The sequence below is a fragment of the Luteimonas sp. R10 genome (genome assembly GCF_045689605.1).
Taxonomy (GTDB): Bacteria; Pseudomonadota; Gammaproteobacteria; order Xanthomonadales; family Xanthomonadaceae; genus Luteimonas.
Genome location: NZ_CP141262.1, coordinates 2,876,393 through 2,889,644, shown reverse-complemented (window position 1 = coordinate 2,889,644; position 13,252 = coordinate 2,876,393). Strand labels below are relative to the sequence as shown.

Here is a 13,252-nt window from a genome sequence, read left to right as displayed (position 1 = left end):
GCGTAAGGCGCATCTCGACATAGAAGGTTTACGCGGCATCGATCGAGACTTTCCGGCGTGGCCGATCCGGCCTCGCCATCGTTGCCTGACATGCGCTCCATTCGCTCTTTTCCCGGTGTTCCCGGTTCGCGGCCCGCACATCTGCTGGCCAGCTGCACCGCTCTCGGACTGCTGACCGTTGCCACCTCGGCCCAGGCCGTTTCAACTGATGGCTCGGCGGCCCTCACGTCCGACTACGTCTGGCGCGGCACCACTCAGACCCAGGGTGACCCGGCGGTGCAGGTTGGCGTCGCGCTCGCCGGCGATTCCGGTTTCTACGGTTCGATCTGGGGCTCGAACGTCGAGTTCGCCCCCGAAACCCATGCCGGCAGCGAGTTCGACCTGACCCTCGGCTGGGCCGGCGCGCTGTCGAACAGCTGGGCACTGGACGTCAACCTGCTGCATTACCGCTACCCGTCGACCACGGTCGACCTGAACTGGACCGAGCTCAACGGCAGACTGGCCTATGCCGACCGCTACTGGCTGTCCTTGGGCTACTCGCCGAAAGCGCTGGGCAGCGATGACGACGGCATCTACACGCAGGTCGGCGCCCGCTTCCCGGCAGGGGAGGCCTTCGCATTCGAAGCGGCCGCCGGCTACTACGCGCTCGGCGACACCCACGGCGACAGCTACTGGCACGGCCAGGCCAGCGCGATCTGGGCCGTGAGGGCGCCGTTCGAATTGCGCCTGACCGCCCACGCCACCGATTCCGCCGCCAAGCGCATGTTCGGCGACAAGCTTGCCGGCGGCCGCATCGAGGCGGCGCTACAGGCCTCGTTCTGAGGAGGATGCACCGATGCCCGGCTGGCTCGCATTCGTCTGTGGAATCTCGGTGGTCGCTGCGGCGGCCTACCTGCTGTTCGTGATTCTGCGCCCCGAAGATTTCTGATCCGGCGCTTCCCCGCGCTGAAACCCCGGCCCGCGCGAGAACCGCAGCGGCCGGGCAAGGAAACGACCATGATTGAAGCTGTTCTCGTACTGGTCCTGGCAGTCGCCCTCGGCCGGCCGCTCGGACGCTATCTCGCCGGCGTGATGCGCGGCGACCGCTCGCGCTTGGACACCGTCTTCGTGCCGGTCGAGCGGATCGTCTACAAGGCACTCGGCACTTCGCCCGGTCGCGGCATGAGCTGGCGCGGCTACGCCAAGGCCTTCCTGCTGAGCAATCTGGCGCTCGGCGCAGTGGTGTGGGTGATGTTCATGACCCAGGCCTGGTTGCCGCTGAACCCGGACGGCATCGCGAACATGCGCTGGGACACCGCGCTGCACACGATGGTGTCGTTCCTCACCAACACCAACCAGCAGCATTACTCCGGCCAGGCCGAGCTGAGCTATCTGTCGCAGGGCGTCGCCATCGTCGGCCTGCAGGTGGTCGCTCCCATGATGGGCCTGGCGCTGGTGGTGGCGACGCTGCGCGGGCTGTTCGGCGGGCGCGAGGCAATGGCCGCACGAAGGGAGATCGGAGCGCGCCCCGCATCCGCTGCTGCACGGATGGATGAGCGCGCGCCACGGGATCTGGGCAACTTCTGGGTCGACGTGACCCGCGCCACGCTGCGCTTCATGCTGCCGCTGTGCCTGCTGTGGTCGGTGCTGCTGGCTTCGCAGGGGGTGCCGGCAACGCTGCAGGGCGGCCCGACCGTGGTGCCGATCGACGCCAGCGCCGGCATGGCCGGGCAGAAGATCCCGCTCGGTCCGGTCGCGCCGATGGTCGCGGCCAAGCAGCTGGGTACCAACGGCGGCGGCTGGTACGGTCCCAACAGCTCGGTACCGCTGGAAAACCCGACCCCGCTCTCCAACCTGCTGGAAACGCTGGCGCTGGTCCTGATCCCGGTCTCGCTGACCTTCATGGCGGGGGCCTTTACCGGGCGGCGAAGTCTGACCGCGCTGGTGTTCGGCTGCATGTTGGTGATGTCGCTGGCCTCGGCGGGCACTGCGATCTGGTCGGAGGGGCACTCGGTCACCTCCGCCGATCCGGCGTTGATGGAAGGCAAGGAAGTGCGCTTCGGCGCCGACGCCTCGGCCTTGTGGGGGGCGTTGACCACCCAGACCAGCAACGGCTCGGTCAACAGCATGCACGACTCGCTGGCACCGCTGACCGGTGGCGTGGCGATCACCAACATGCTGATCAACGCGATCTGGGGCGGTGTCGGCTGCGGCCTGCAGCAGTTCCTGGTCTATCTTCTGCTGAGCGTGTTCTTGGCCGGCCTTATGACCGGACGCACGCCGGAACTGTTCGGACGCAAGATCGAGGCGCCTGAGGTCCGCCTGCTGGCCCTGCTGATCCTGCTGCAGCCGCTGGTGCTGCTCGGTTTCACCGCCGTCACCGTCGCGGTACCGGGATTGGCCGGCAATTCCAACCCCGGCTTCCACGGCATCAGCCAGGTGTTCTACGAGTACACCTCGGCGTTCGCCAACAACGGCTCCGGCTTCGAGGGTCTGGGCGACGCCACACCGTGGTGGAACCTGACCTGCGTCCTGCTGCTCGTCCTCGGCCGCTACCCGGCATTGATCGTGCCGCTCGCCGTCGCCGGCCTGATGGCGCGCAAGCGGGTGGCGCCGGAAGGCAGCGGCACGCTGCAGGTCGAGACGCCCACCTTCGCCCTGACCCTGATCGCCGTGGTCGTGCTGCTGACCGTCCTGCAATTCATGCCGGTGCTGGTGCTCGGCCCGATCGCCGAACACCTGGCCTTGGTCGGTATGCCGGCCGCCGGCCTGTGAGGTAAAGAAAAGTGAACCAAACCTCTTCCCCCGCCCAGGTCCACCTGGGCACATCCCGCCGGCAGCCGCCGGCCGGACTGCGCGGCGCCGCGATCCGTGCGGCGCTGATCGATTCCTTCCGCAAGCTGTCGCCGCGGCAGGCGCTGAAAAGCCCGGTCATGGCGGTGGTCCTGCTGGGCACCGTGCTGTCGGCCCTGATCGCCGTGTTCGGGGCCGGCAGCATCGGCTTCGGCCTGGCGGTGACGCTGATCCTGCTGATCACCGTGCTGTTCGCCAACTTTGCCGAGGCCGTCGCCGAGGCCCGTGGCCGCGGCCAGGCGGCCTCGCTGCGGGCGGCGCGACGCGACCTGGTCGCGCGCAGGCTGGACGCTGACGACCGCAGCGCCGATGAATCGCGCGTGGCCGCCTCGGACCTGCGGGCCGGTGATCTGGTGGTCGTTTCCGAGGGTGAATTCGTGCCCGCCGACGGCGAGATCATCGAGGGCCTGGCGACCATCAACGAGGCCGCGGTTACCGGCGAATCGGCGCCGGTGCTGCGCGAGGCCGGCACCGACCGTTCGGGCGTGATCGGCGGCACCCGAGTGCTGTCGGATGAGATCATCATCCGGGTCAGCGCCGAGCCGGGGCACGGCTTCCTCGACCGCATGATCGCCCTGGTCGAGGGCGCCAACCGGCAGAAGACGCCGAACGAGATCGCGCTGACCATGCTGCTGGCGGCGATGACGCTGACCTTTCTGATCGTGGTCGCGACCCTGCCGGCGCTTGCCGGATTCGTCGGTGCCGAGCTCGATCCGCTGCTGCTGATCGCGCTGCTGGTGTGCCTGATCCCGACCACCATCGGCGGCCTGCTGCCGGCGATCGGCATCGCCGGCATGAACCGGGCATTGTCGGCGAACGTGCTGGCCAAGTCGGGCAGGGCGGTGGAGATCGCCGGCGACGTCGATGTGCTGCTGCTCGACAAGACCGGCACGATTACCCATGGCGACCGCCAGGCGACCGCGTTCCACCCGCTCGCCGGGGTCGGTGTCGCCGAGCTGCGCGATGCGGCGCTGCTGTCCTCGCTGGCCGATCCGACTCCGGAAGGCAAATCGATCGTCGCCCTCGCACGCGAGCTGGGCAGCCGGGTGGACGAACCCGAGCGGGCCCACTACGTGCAGTTCACTGCACAGACGCGAATGTCGGGCGTCGACCTGCTCGGCGGCGGCAACAAGCCGCGTGCCATCCGCAAAGGTGCCGTGGACGCGGTCCGCGCCCATGTGCGCGCCCTCGGCGGCGGGGCCACCGCGGAGCTGGCCGCACGCGTCGAGCAGGTCGCTCGCGGCGGCGCAACCCCTCTGGTCGTGGCCGATGGCCGGTATGTACTGGGTGTGATCGAGCTGTCGGACGTGGTCAAGCACGGCGTCAAGGAGCGCTTCGCACGCCTGCGCGAGATGGGGGTGAGGACGGTGATGATCACCGGCGACAACCCGCTCACCGCCGCCGCGATCGCTGCCGAGGCCGGCGTCGACGACTACGTCGCCGAGGCACGGCCCGAGGACAAGCTCGCCCGCATCCGCAGCGAGCAGGCCGCCGGCCGGCTGGTGGCGATGGTCGGCGACGGCACCAACGACGCCCCGGCGCTGGCCCAGGCCGACATCGGCCTGGCGATGAACTCCGGCACCCAGGCGGCGAAGGAGGCCGGCAATATGGTCGACCTCGACAGCGACCCGGCCAAGCTGCTGGCAGTGGTCGAGGTCGGCAAGCAGCAGCTGATCACCCGCGGCGCGCTGACCACGTTCTCGCTCGCCAACGATGTGTCCAAGTACTTCGCGATCCTGCCGGCGCTGTTCGCGGCCGCGATCCCGTCGATGGCCGGGCTCAACATCATGCGGCTGTCGAGCCCCGCCAACGCGGTGCTGTCGGCGCTGATCTTCAATGCCCTGGTGATCCCGGCGCTGATTCCACTGGCGCTGAAGGGCGTGCGCTTCAAGCCGGCCTCGGCGGTGTCGCTGCTGCGTCGGAACATGCTGGTCTACGGGTTCGGCGGCGTGCTGCTGCCGTTCGTGGCCATCAAGCTGATCGATCTGGTCCTCGCGACCCTCGGAGCCTGAGATGACAACAACCACGTGCCACCACGCCACGCTGCTGGACGACCGTGTCAAACCACGCGCGATGATCGTGTTCGCGGCGATCGTCCTGGCCGGCTTCGGCCTGCTGTATTCGCTGGCCGGTACCGCACTCGGGCGCTCGCTGTTCCCGCACCAGGCCACCGGCAGCCTGGTCGTAGTGGACGGCCAATCGCGCGCCTCGATCCTGGTCGCGCAACCGTTCGCCGACCCGCGCTACTTCCACCCACGGCCGTCGGCGGCTGGCTATGACCCGATGGGCGTGTCCGGTAGCAACCAGGCCCGCACGAACCCTGAACTACGCAGGCGCATCGTGGCGCTGACGGCGGAGGTGGCGGAGCGCGAGGGCATTGCAGAAGCGGATGTGCCCGGCGAACTGGTCACCCAGTCCGGTGGCGGCATCGACCCGCATCTCTCGCCGGAAGGCACGCGTGTGCAGATCGTCCGTGTCGCGCGCGAACGCGGCCTGGCCGAAAGCCAGGTCGCCACCCTGGTCGAGGAGCAGGTCGAAGCGCCGACCTGGGGATTGTTGGGGCAGCCCCGGGTCAACGTGGTCCGGCTCAACCTCGCGCTCGATGCCCTTGATTGATCCAACCCCCAACCGCGCCACTTCTGTCGGCTTGACCGGGCGCATGCCCGGTCAGGCCTTCGTTCGCGCCACAATGCTCCCATGAGCGATTCCCGCAGTGCCCAGGCAGACGCCCTGATGGGCCAACTGAACCGCCAGCAGGCGGGCCGCCTGACCGTGTTCCTCGGTGCCGCGCCCGGGGTGGGCAAGACCTATGCCATGCTCTCCCGCGCACGCGAGCTGCAGCGGCGTGGCGTCGACGCGGTGGTCGGCATCGCCGAGACCCACGGCCGCAGCGAAACCGCCGGTCTGCTCGAAGGACTTGCGGCCATGCCGCGCAAACGCATCGAGTACCGCGGCCGGATGCTGGAGGAGCTTGATCTCGACGCCCTGCTCGAACGCAAGCCGAAGCTCGCCCTGGTCGACGAGCTGGCCCACCGCAACGCACCGGGCAGCCGCCACGAACGGCGCTGGCAGGACGTGGTGGAGCTGCTCGACGCCGGCATCGACGTCTACACCACGGTCAACATCCAGCACCTGGAAAGCCTCAATGACGTCGTCCACCGCATCACCGGCATCCGCGTCAGCGAGACCGTGCCGGACGCGATGTTCGACCGCCTGCGCGACATCGTGCTGGTCGACCTGCCTACGCGCGAGCTGATCGAGCGCCTGCAGCAGGGCAAGGTCTACGTGCCGGACCAGGCCGCGCATGCGCTCAAGGCGTTCTTCTCGCCCAGCAACCTGACCGCGCTGCGTGAGCTGGCGATGCAGACCGCGGCCGATCGCGTCGACGTCGACCTGCGCGAGGCGCAGAGCGCCCGCGGCCTGCCCGGCACCCCGATCCGGCGCCGGGTGATGGTCGCGATCGACGGCCGCGGACAATCGGAGTACCTGGTGCGCGTCGTGCGCCGCCTCGCCGAACGCCGTGACGCCCCGTGGACCGTGGTGACCGTGCAGGCCGGCGGCCAACCGGACGAAATCCGCCAGTTCGAACTCGACCGCGCGTTCGCGCTTGCCCGTCGCCTCGGCGGCGACACTGCGGCGCTGCATGGCGACAACATCGTCGACGCGCTGCTCGACCACGCCAGCCGGATCGGCGCCAGTACCCTGGTGCTCGGGCGCACCCGCGAGCGGCCGTTCGCGCGGATGTTCAACCGCACCATCACCCAGCAACTGCTCCAGCGCGGTGCGCATTTCGAACTGACCATCATCAGCCCGCCCGAGGCGCGCGCCCGGGCACGCCGCTCGCTGCGTGACCTGGGCAGCTACCCGGGCCGCCACGACGCGATCTGGGCGGCAACCGCCGCCGCTGCCGCGACCGCGCTGGGCGCCATCGCCGAACCTTGGCTCGGGCTGACCGACCTGTCGATGGTGTTCATCGTCGCCGTGGTGCTGGTGGCTGCGCGCACGCGGATGACGGCCGCGGTGATCGCGGCGACATTATGCTTCCTGGCCTACAACTTCTTCTTCATCGACCCGCGCTACACGTTCTACATCGGCGCGCGGCAGGGCGTGACCACGGTCATCCTGTTTCTGGTGGCCGCGCTGGTGGCGGGGCGGCTGGCATCGAAGCTGCGTACGCAGGTGCTGGCATTGCGCGCGGCGAACGCCCAGGCGACGACACTGCAGACCCTGGGCCGGCAACTGGCCACGGCCGCCGACCTCGGCCAGGTGCTGCAGGCCGGACGCGAGGTGATGCAGCGGTCGCTGGACGCGGGGGTCGTGATCGAGGCCGGTGCCCAGCGCCTGCAAGGAGAAGGCGTCCCCGAACTGGACGGCAAGGACCGCGCGGCAGCGGACTGGGTGGTCCAGCATGGTGAGGTGGCCGGCCGCTTCACCGACACCCTCACCGGCTCGGACTGGTGGTTCCTGCCGATGAAAATCGCCAAGAGCGAATGCGGGGTGGTCGGGTTGCGGTTTCCACCGCAGGTGCATCGGCTCGGCATCGAGCAGCGCCGCCTCGCCGAGACGATGGTCGAGGACATCGCCCAGTCCATTGTCCGCACCCGGCTGGTCGCCGACCTGGAAGATGCCCGCGTGAGCAGCGAAACCGAACGGCTGCGATCGGCCCTGCTGTCCTCGGTGTCGCACGACCTTCGCTCGCCGTTGTCGGTGATCATCGGCGCGGCCAGCAGTCTGGACAACTACGCCGAGGCGCTGAGCCGCGAAGACCGCCACGATCTGCTCGAGACGATCCGGGTCGAGGGCGAGCGGCTCGATCGCTACATCCAGAACCTGCTCGACATGACCCGGCTCGGTCACGGTGGGCTGACCCTCAACCGCGACTGGATCGGCGTGGACGAGCTGATCGGATCGGCGGCGGCAAGGCTGCAGCGCTACGAACCCAAGGCCCGGTTCGATATTGCGATCGAACCCGACCTGGCGCCGCTTTGGGTGCACCCGGCCCTGGTCGAACAGGCACTGTTCAACGTGCTGGAGAATGCCGTCAAGTTCTCGCCGCCGGGCCAAGCTGTACGGGTCGATGCCCGCGCCGCCGACGGGCAGTTACGGATCGATGTCGAGGATCGCGGCCCGGGCATCCCCGACGAGGAGCGCAAGCGCATCTTCGACATGTTCTACAGCGTCGAGCGTGGCGACCGCGGCCGCCAGGGCACCGGCCTGGGCCTGGCGATCTGCCAGGGCATGATCGGTGCGCACGGCGGCGGCGTCGCGGCGCTGCCGGGCGCCGATGGCCGTGGCACCGTCATCAGGATTACGATTCCACGGATCGAACCCGGACCCCGCACGACACCATGACCTCATCCGCCTCGCCAACACCGGGTTCCGCGCCCCCCGCGCGGATCCTGGTCGTCGACGACGAGCCGCAGATCCGCAAGTTCCTGGACATCAGCCTGCGGGCACAGGGCTATGCGGTCGCGCTCGCCGACTCGGGGGGTGCAGGACTGGAAATGCTGGCGACCCGGGGCGCCGACCTGGTCATCCTCGATCTCGGGTTGCCGGACCGCGACGGCCACGCAGTCCTGTGCGACCTCAGGCAGTGGTCTTCCGTCCCGGTGATCCTGCTGACCGTGCGCTCGGGTGAGGGGGAAAAGGTCATGGGTCTGGACGCGGGCGCCAACGACTACGTGACCAAGCCGTTCGGCATGCAGGAACTGATGGCGCGCGTCCGGGCCCTGCTGCGCACCCATGCCGCTCAGGGCGACGCCGTGCCGGTCTTCGACGACGGCACGCTCCGCATCGACCTGGCCCATCGGGAAGTATCGCTTTCCGGGAAGCCGGTCACCCTGACCCGCAAGGAATACGCGCTGCTGGTCCTGTTGGCACAACATGCCGGTCGGGTCGTGACCCAGCCGCAGATCCTGCGCGAGGTGTGGGGCCCGACTCATGAGGAGGACAATCACTACCTGCGCATCCTGGTCGGCAAGCTCCGGCACAAGCTCGGCGACGATCCGGCGTCCCCGCGGTGGATCGCGACGGAGCCCGGCGTGGGACTGAGGCTCGTGGCGCAGGCCGAACCCGGCATTTGAGCGAAGCAGCGCAGGCTTGCGGGGCGGCAAGTCGGCGCTTCGTTCCTGCACGATGGAGACGTGCGGCTACCCCCAAGTTACCCCAGGATGCTACGGGGCCGGGCGTACAGCATCGGGTAAAGAAAAAGCCGAAACCCCTGTGTTTAGAAGGAATTTCGGCTTGTAAGGGTCTTCTTCAGACCCTGCATTGGTGGAGGTGGCGGGAATCGAACCCGCGTCCGAAGGCACTCCATCCCCGGCACTACATGCTTAGCTCACCGTTGGATCTCGTCCCGGAGCAGCACGGTGTGCGAAGCGCACCCCGGGACCAGCCTGCTTCGTGTTGACCGGGAGCTGACAGGCAACCATTCCCGGCGATTCCGTGATAGATGACCCTACATCCAGCGAGCACGGACACAAGCTGGGTTCGGGGCTACGCCTTAAGCGGCGAGAGCGTAGTTGTCGTCGTTGGCAACTATGAGTTTGCCGCTGGATTTACGAGGAAAGCTGCCCCCTCGGCATGCGCCAGGCAATTTCGCGACCCCCGTCGAAGCCAGTGCACCCCCGGGAGCGTCAAATCACGCCGACCCCGGCAGTATAGGGCCGGAGCGGACCGAAACAAGCGCCGGGCCCCGGGCCGGTGCAGCCTGCGTTCACTGCAACCGGGGGCGGTCGAACCGGTATGCTCGCGCCATGGCAGACGTCCCGCCCGCGACGGAGATGAACGGCGAGCCGCTGCAGTCGCGGCGCGGCTACCAGCTCGCGGTGCTGGTGCTGGTCGGCGCGTTGCTGATGGTCGCGCTGTATGCGCGCAGCGCCGGCGACCGTGAGCGGCGGCTGGCGGAGGCCGACTTCGTCGCCGAAGCCGAGCAGGTGGTGGAGCTGCTGCGGCAGCGGCTGCTGGCCTACGAATTGACCGCGCACGGCGGAGTCTCGTTGTTCGCGTCGGTCGACCGGCCGAGCGCGCGGCAGTGGCAGGACTACGTCGACGGCCTGCGCCTGGAGCGGCGCTCGCTCGGCCTGCTGGGTCTGGGATACGCCGCCTGGCTGACCCCGCAGGGACTGGAGGCGCTGCAGTTGGAGATGCGCGCAAGCGGGGGCGGGTTCTACCGGGTGACGCCGCACGGCGCGCGCGCGCACTACGGGCCGGTCGTGTACCTGGAACCGGAGACTCCCGAGAACCTGGCCGCGATCGGCTACGACATGTACGCCGATCCGGCGCGGCGGGTGGCAATGGGCGCCGCGCGCGACAGGGGCGTCGCGCGCCTGAGCGCGGGCGTGCGCCTGCTGCAGCAGCAGCGCGACGATCCGCCGCGACCGGGATTGCTGCTGTACCTGCCGGTCTACCGGGCCGGCAGCTTCCCCGCCAACATCCCGACCCGCCGCGCCGCCCTGCAGGGCTGGGTGTACGTGCCGTTCCATGTCGACGAGTTCGTCGAGTCGGCGCTGGCGCCGCTGCGGCGCTCGCTGGTGTTCCGCATCGTCGACGCCGCCGACGAATCGGTGCTGTACGCCGATCCGGGCTACGCGGAAGTGGCAGGGTCTAGCCAGCGCCTCAAGCACCAGGTCGAGCGCGAGCTGTACGGGCGCAACTGGCGCATCGAATTCCGTTCCGCGCCTACCGCCAGGCGCGGGCTCGCGTCGCCGGCGCTGCAAGCGACCGTGTTCGCCGGGGTGCTGGCGTCGCTGATGCTGTTCGCCGTGGTCTGGACGCTGGCGCGTACGCATTCTCATGCCCAGCGCATGGCGGCGCGGATGAGCGAATCCTACCGGCGCAGCGAATCCCGGTTCCGCACTTCGATGCAGTACTCGGCGATCGGCAAGGCGCTGCTGGACCGGCACGACCGGGTGGTGGAGGCGAACCCGGCGCTGGCGCGGATTTTCGGCACCGAGCCGTCGGAGATCGCCGGGACCGAGTTCGGGCAGCGCCTGATCGATCCAACCGGCGCGCATGAGGACGTGCCGGACGCCGAAGGCGTGGTGCGGACCACGCGCGAGGTGGCCCGGCCGGACGGCGAGCTTCGCCACGTGCAGTTGACCTACTCGCCGGTGCCGGGCGACGTGGGCAGCGACGTCGTCCGCCTGGTGCAGGTGGAGGACGTGACCGAGCGCCAGCGGGCCGAGGCCCAGGTCCACGCCCTCAACCGGATGCTCGAACTGCGGGTGGCGGCGCGGACGCGGGAGCTGAAACAGGCCAACCAGGAGCTGGAGTCGTTCGCCTACAGCATCTCGCACGACCTGCGCGCGCCGCTGCGCACCATCGACGGGTTCGGCCGCATGCTGGCCGAACGCTACCGCGACGCGATCGACGATGCCGGCCGCGACTACCTGGCCCGGATCCGTGCGGCGACGGCGCGCATGGACGGGCTGATCGACGCGTTGCTGAAGATGTCGCGCCTCAGCCGCGGTGAGCTCAGGCCCGGGCCGCTCGACCTGTCGCGGATGGCCGCGGAGATCGTGGCCGAGCTGCGCGAATCGGAACCCGGGCGCAAGGTCGAGGTCTCGATCGCGCCGGACTTGCGCGCCCACGGCGATGCGGCGCTGGTGCGCAACCTGCTGGAGAACCTGATCGGCAACGCCTGGAAGTTCACCGCGGGCGCCGACCCGGCGCGGATCGAGATCGACGCCGAACCGGCGGCGGACGGCGGCACCGTTTTCACGGTGCGCGACAACGGCGCGGGCTTCGCACAGGAATACGCCGGCAAGCTGTTCCGGCCGTTCCAGCGCCTGCACCGCCAGGAGGAGTTCTCCGGCAACGGCATCGGCCTGGCCTCGGTCAAGCGCATCGTCGATCGCCATGGCGGCGAAGTCTGGGCCGAGGGACGGCCGGGGCAGGGCGCCTGCTTCCGGTTCACGTTGCCGGAGCACGCGCCGGAGACGCACCACGAGTGAGAGGGGACTCGGGACGCAGGCAGGCGGCATCGTACTCGCCGACAGCCCGCCAACCGTCATCCCGGCGCAGGCCGGGATCCATTTCGATCTCGCAGTTGCTTTTGAGGTTGCATTTGAACCGCCAACAGCACCATGGATCCCCGCTTGCGCTGGGATGGCGGATCCTTGGCCTGTCCCGAGTCCGTCTCACGCGTCCTTGTTGTGGCGCCTGAGCAGCCGCTGCTTCTCGCGGTTCCAGTCGCGCTCGCGCTCGCTGTCGCGCTTGTCGTGCTTCTGCTTGCCCTTGGCCAGCGCCAGTTCGGCCTTGACCTTGTTGCCCTTCCAGTACAGCGCGGTCGGCACCAGGGTGTAGCCGTCGCGCTCGACGTGCCCGATCAGCCGGTCGATCTCGTTCCGGTGCAGCAGCAGCTTGCGCGTGCGCTGGGCGTCGGCGACGACGTGGGTGGAGGCGGAGATCAGCGGCACGATCTGCGCGCCGAACAGGAAGATCTCGCCCTTGCGCACGATCGCGTAGCTCTCGCCGATGTTGGCGCGGCCGGCGCGGATCGACTTGAGTTCCCACCCCTGCAGCGCCAGGCCGGCCTCGAACCGGTCCTCCAGGTGGTATTCATGGCGCGCGCGCTTGTTCAGCGCGATGGTCCCGCCGCCGTTTGCCTTATCCTTGCCTGCTTTCTTCACCATAGCGGACCTATTGTCCCCGAACCGCGGGTGCTTTGATATGCCCGTACACACGAGTACTCGATGCCGAAGATCCAACGCAGTGCCCTGGTCGAACACTCCGCGTCGCGGATGTTCGCGCTGGTCAACGACGTGGCCGCCTATCCGCGGCGTTTCGACTGGTGCGATGCGGCCGAGGTGCTCGAATCGGACGCGTCGCGGCTGGTCGCGCGGCTGGATCTGGGGCTCGGCTCCCTGCGCACCTGGTTCGTGACCGAAAACACGCTGTCGCCGCCGCACCACATCGAGATGCGCCTGCGCGACGGCCCGTTCCGGCGCCTGGACGGGCGCTGGGAGTTCCATGCCCTCGACGAGTCGGCCTGCAAGGTCACGCTGACGCTCGAGTTCGAGCCGCGGAGCCGGCTGCTGACGCCGGCGCTGACCCTGGGTTTCCAGGGCCTGGCCGACCGCATGGTCGACGACTTCATCCGCGTGGCCGATCGCGGCGACGGCTGATGGCGATCGAGGTCGAGGTCATCCGCGCCTGGCCGCGGCGCTTCGAGTCGGTCCGGGTCGGCCTGGCGGAACCGGCGACGGTGGCCGATGCGGTGGCCGCCTCGGGATTCGATCCCGGGCAGTGCGACGGTTACGCGATCCACGGCGAACGCGCGACTGCGGGCACGGCACTGCGCGACGGCGATCGGGTGGAACTCCTGCGCCCGCTACAGGCCGACCCCAAGGAGAGCCGGCGGCGCCGGGCGCAGCGTCCACGCTCGAGTGAGACGCGCTGAACGCGTCGGAATGGAGCC

At 69.1% G+C, this 13,252-nt stretch carries 11 protein-coding genes and 1 other RNA gene; 10 read left to right on the top strand and 2 right to left on the bottom strand.

Annotation, left to right across the window (positions count from 1 at the left end; genetic code table 11):
* The first annotated feature begins 57 nt into the window (after positions 1-57).
* From U3649_RS12675 to U3649_RS12645, 7 genes are all read left to right on the top strand, one after another.
* Positions 58-822, top strand: a complete 765-nt coding sequence (locus U3649_RS12675) for a TorF family putative porin (RefSeq protein ID WP_407351678.1) — start codon at positions 58-60, stop codon at positions 820-822.
* Positions 823-835: 13 nt separating this feature from the next.
* Positions 836-928 carry a potassium-transporting ATPase subunit F gene (locus tag U3649_RS12670; protein WP_407351677.1) on the top strand — a complete coding sequence of 31 codons (93 nt, stop codon included), beginning with the start codon at positions 836-838 and terminating at the stop codon, positions 926-928.
* A 68-nt stretch (positions 929-996) separates the two neighbouring features.
* Entirely contained in the window at positions 997-2,754 is a 1,758-nt protein-coding gene (gene kdpA, locus U3649_RS12665) for a potassium-transporting ATPase subunit KdpA (RefSeq protein ID WP_407351676.1), read from the top strand.
* A gap of 44 nt (positions 2,755-2,798) precedes the next feature.
* Positions 2,799-4,844 carry a potassium-transporting ATPase subunit KdpB gene (kdpB, locus tag U3649_RS12660; RefSeq protein ID WP_407354613.1) on the top strand — a complete coding sequence of 682 codons (2,046 nt, stop codon included), beginning with the start codon at positions 2,799-2,801 and terminating at the stop codon, positions 4,842-4,844.
* 1 nt (position 4,845) lies between these two features.
* On the top strand, positions 4,846-5,448 hold the full coding sequence (gene kdpC, locus U3649_RS12655) for a potassium-transporting ATPase subunit KdpC (protein ID WP_407351675.1): 603 nt from the start codon (positions 4,846-4,848) through the stop codon (positions 5,446-5,448).
* Between the two features lie 81 nt (positions 5,449-5,529).
* Complete coding sequence (locus U3649_RS12650; RefSeq protein ID WP_407351674.1) at positions 5,530-8,184, top strand: ATP-binding protein; 2,655 nt, start codon at positions 5,530-5,532, stop codon at positions 8,182-8,184.
* On the top strand, positions 8,181-8,915 hold the full coding sequence (locus tag U3649_RS12645) for a response regulator (protein ID WP_407351673.1): 735 nt from the start codon (positions 8,181-8,183) through the stop codon (positions 8,913-8,915). The genes U3649_RS12650 and U3649_RS12645 overlap by 4 nt, the downstream gene beginning before the upstream one ends.
* A gap of 188 nt (positions 8,916-9,103) precedes the next feature.
* On the opposite strand, the gene ssrA is transcribed toward U3649_RS12645, so the two are convergent.
* Positions 9,104-9,460: a transfer-messenger RNA gene (gene ssrA, locus U3649_RS12640) on the bottom strand.
* Between the two features lie 127 nt (positions 9,461-9,587).
* On the opposite strand from ssrA, the gene U3649_RS12635 reads away from it, so the two are divergent.
* Positions 9,588-11,786, top strand: a complete 2,199-nt coding sequence (locus U3649_RS12635) for a CHASE domain-containing protein (RefSeq protein ID WP_407351672.1) — start codon at positions 9,588-9,590, stop codon at positions 11,784-11,786.
* A gap of 186 nt (positions 11,787-11,972) precedes the next feature.
* Here U3649_RS12635 and smpB read toward each other — a convergent pair whose 3' ends face one another.
* Positions 11,973-12,467, bottom strand: a complete 495-nt coding sequence (smpB, locus tag U3649_RS12630; RefSeq protein WP_407351671.1) for an SsrA-binding protein SmpB — start codon at positions 12,465-12,467, stop codon at positions 11,973-11,975.
* Positions 12,468-12,527: 60 nt separating this feature from the next.
* Between smpB and U3649_RS12625 the strand changes: the two genes are divergently transcribed.
* Positions 12,528-12,959: a type II toxin-antitoxin system RatA family toxin gene (locus U3649_RS12625; protein ID WP_407351670.1), complete on the top strand. Its 432-nt coding sequence runs from the start codon at positions 12,528-12,530 to the stop codon at positions 12,957-12,959.
* Positions 12,959-13,234: an RnfH family protein gene (locus tag U3649_RS12620; protein WP_407351669.1), complete on the top strand. Its 276-nt coding sequence runs from the start codon at positions 12,959-12,961 to the stop codon at positions 13,232-13,234. Before U3649_RS12625 ends, U3649_RS12620 begins: the two co-directional genes overlap by 1 nt.
* Positions 13,235-13,252: the final 18 nt, after the last annotated feature.

Coding starts and splice junctions, on each gene's coding strand:
- U3649_RS12670 (WP_407351677.1), top strand. CDS start 836: ATGCCCGGCTGGCTCGCATTCGTCTGTGGAATCTCGGTGGTCGCTGCG.
- kdpA (WP_407351676.1), top strand. CDS start 997: ATGATTGAAGCTGTTCTCGTACTGGTCCTGGCAGTCGCCCTCGGCCGG.
- kdpC (WP_407351675.1), top strand. CDS start 4,846: ATGACAACAACCACGTGCCACCACGCCACGCTGCTGGACGACCGTGTC.
- U3649_RS12650 (WP_407351674.1), top strand. CDS start 5,530: ATGAGCGATTCCCGCAGTGCCCAGGCAGACGCCCTGATGGGCCAACTG.
- U3649_RS12645 (WP_407351673.1), top strand. CDS start 8,181: ATGACCTCATCCGCCTCGCCAACACCGGGTTCCGCGCCCCCCGCGCGG.
- U3649_RS12635 (WP_407351672.1), top strand. CDS start 9,588: ATGGCAGACGTCCCGCCCGCGACGGAGATGAACGGCGAGCCGCTGCAG.
- smpB (WP_407351671.1), bottom strand. CDS start 12,467: ATGGTGAAGAAAGCAGGCAAGGATAAGGCAAACGGCGGCGGGACCATC.
- U3649_RS12625 (WP_407351670.1), top strand. CDS start 12,528: ATGCCGAAGATCCAACGCAGTGCCCTGGTCGAACACTCCGCGTCGCGG.
- U3649_RS12620 (WP_407351669.1), top strand. CDS start 12,959: ATGGCGATCGAGGTCGAGGTCATCCGCGCCTGGCCGCGGCGCTTCGAG.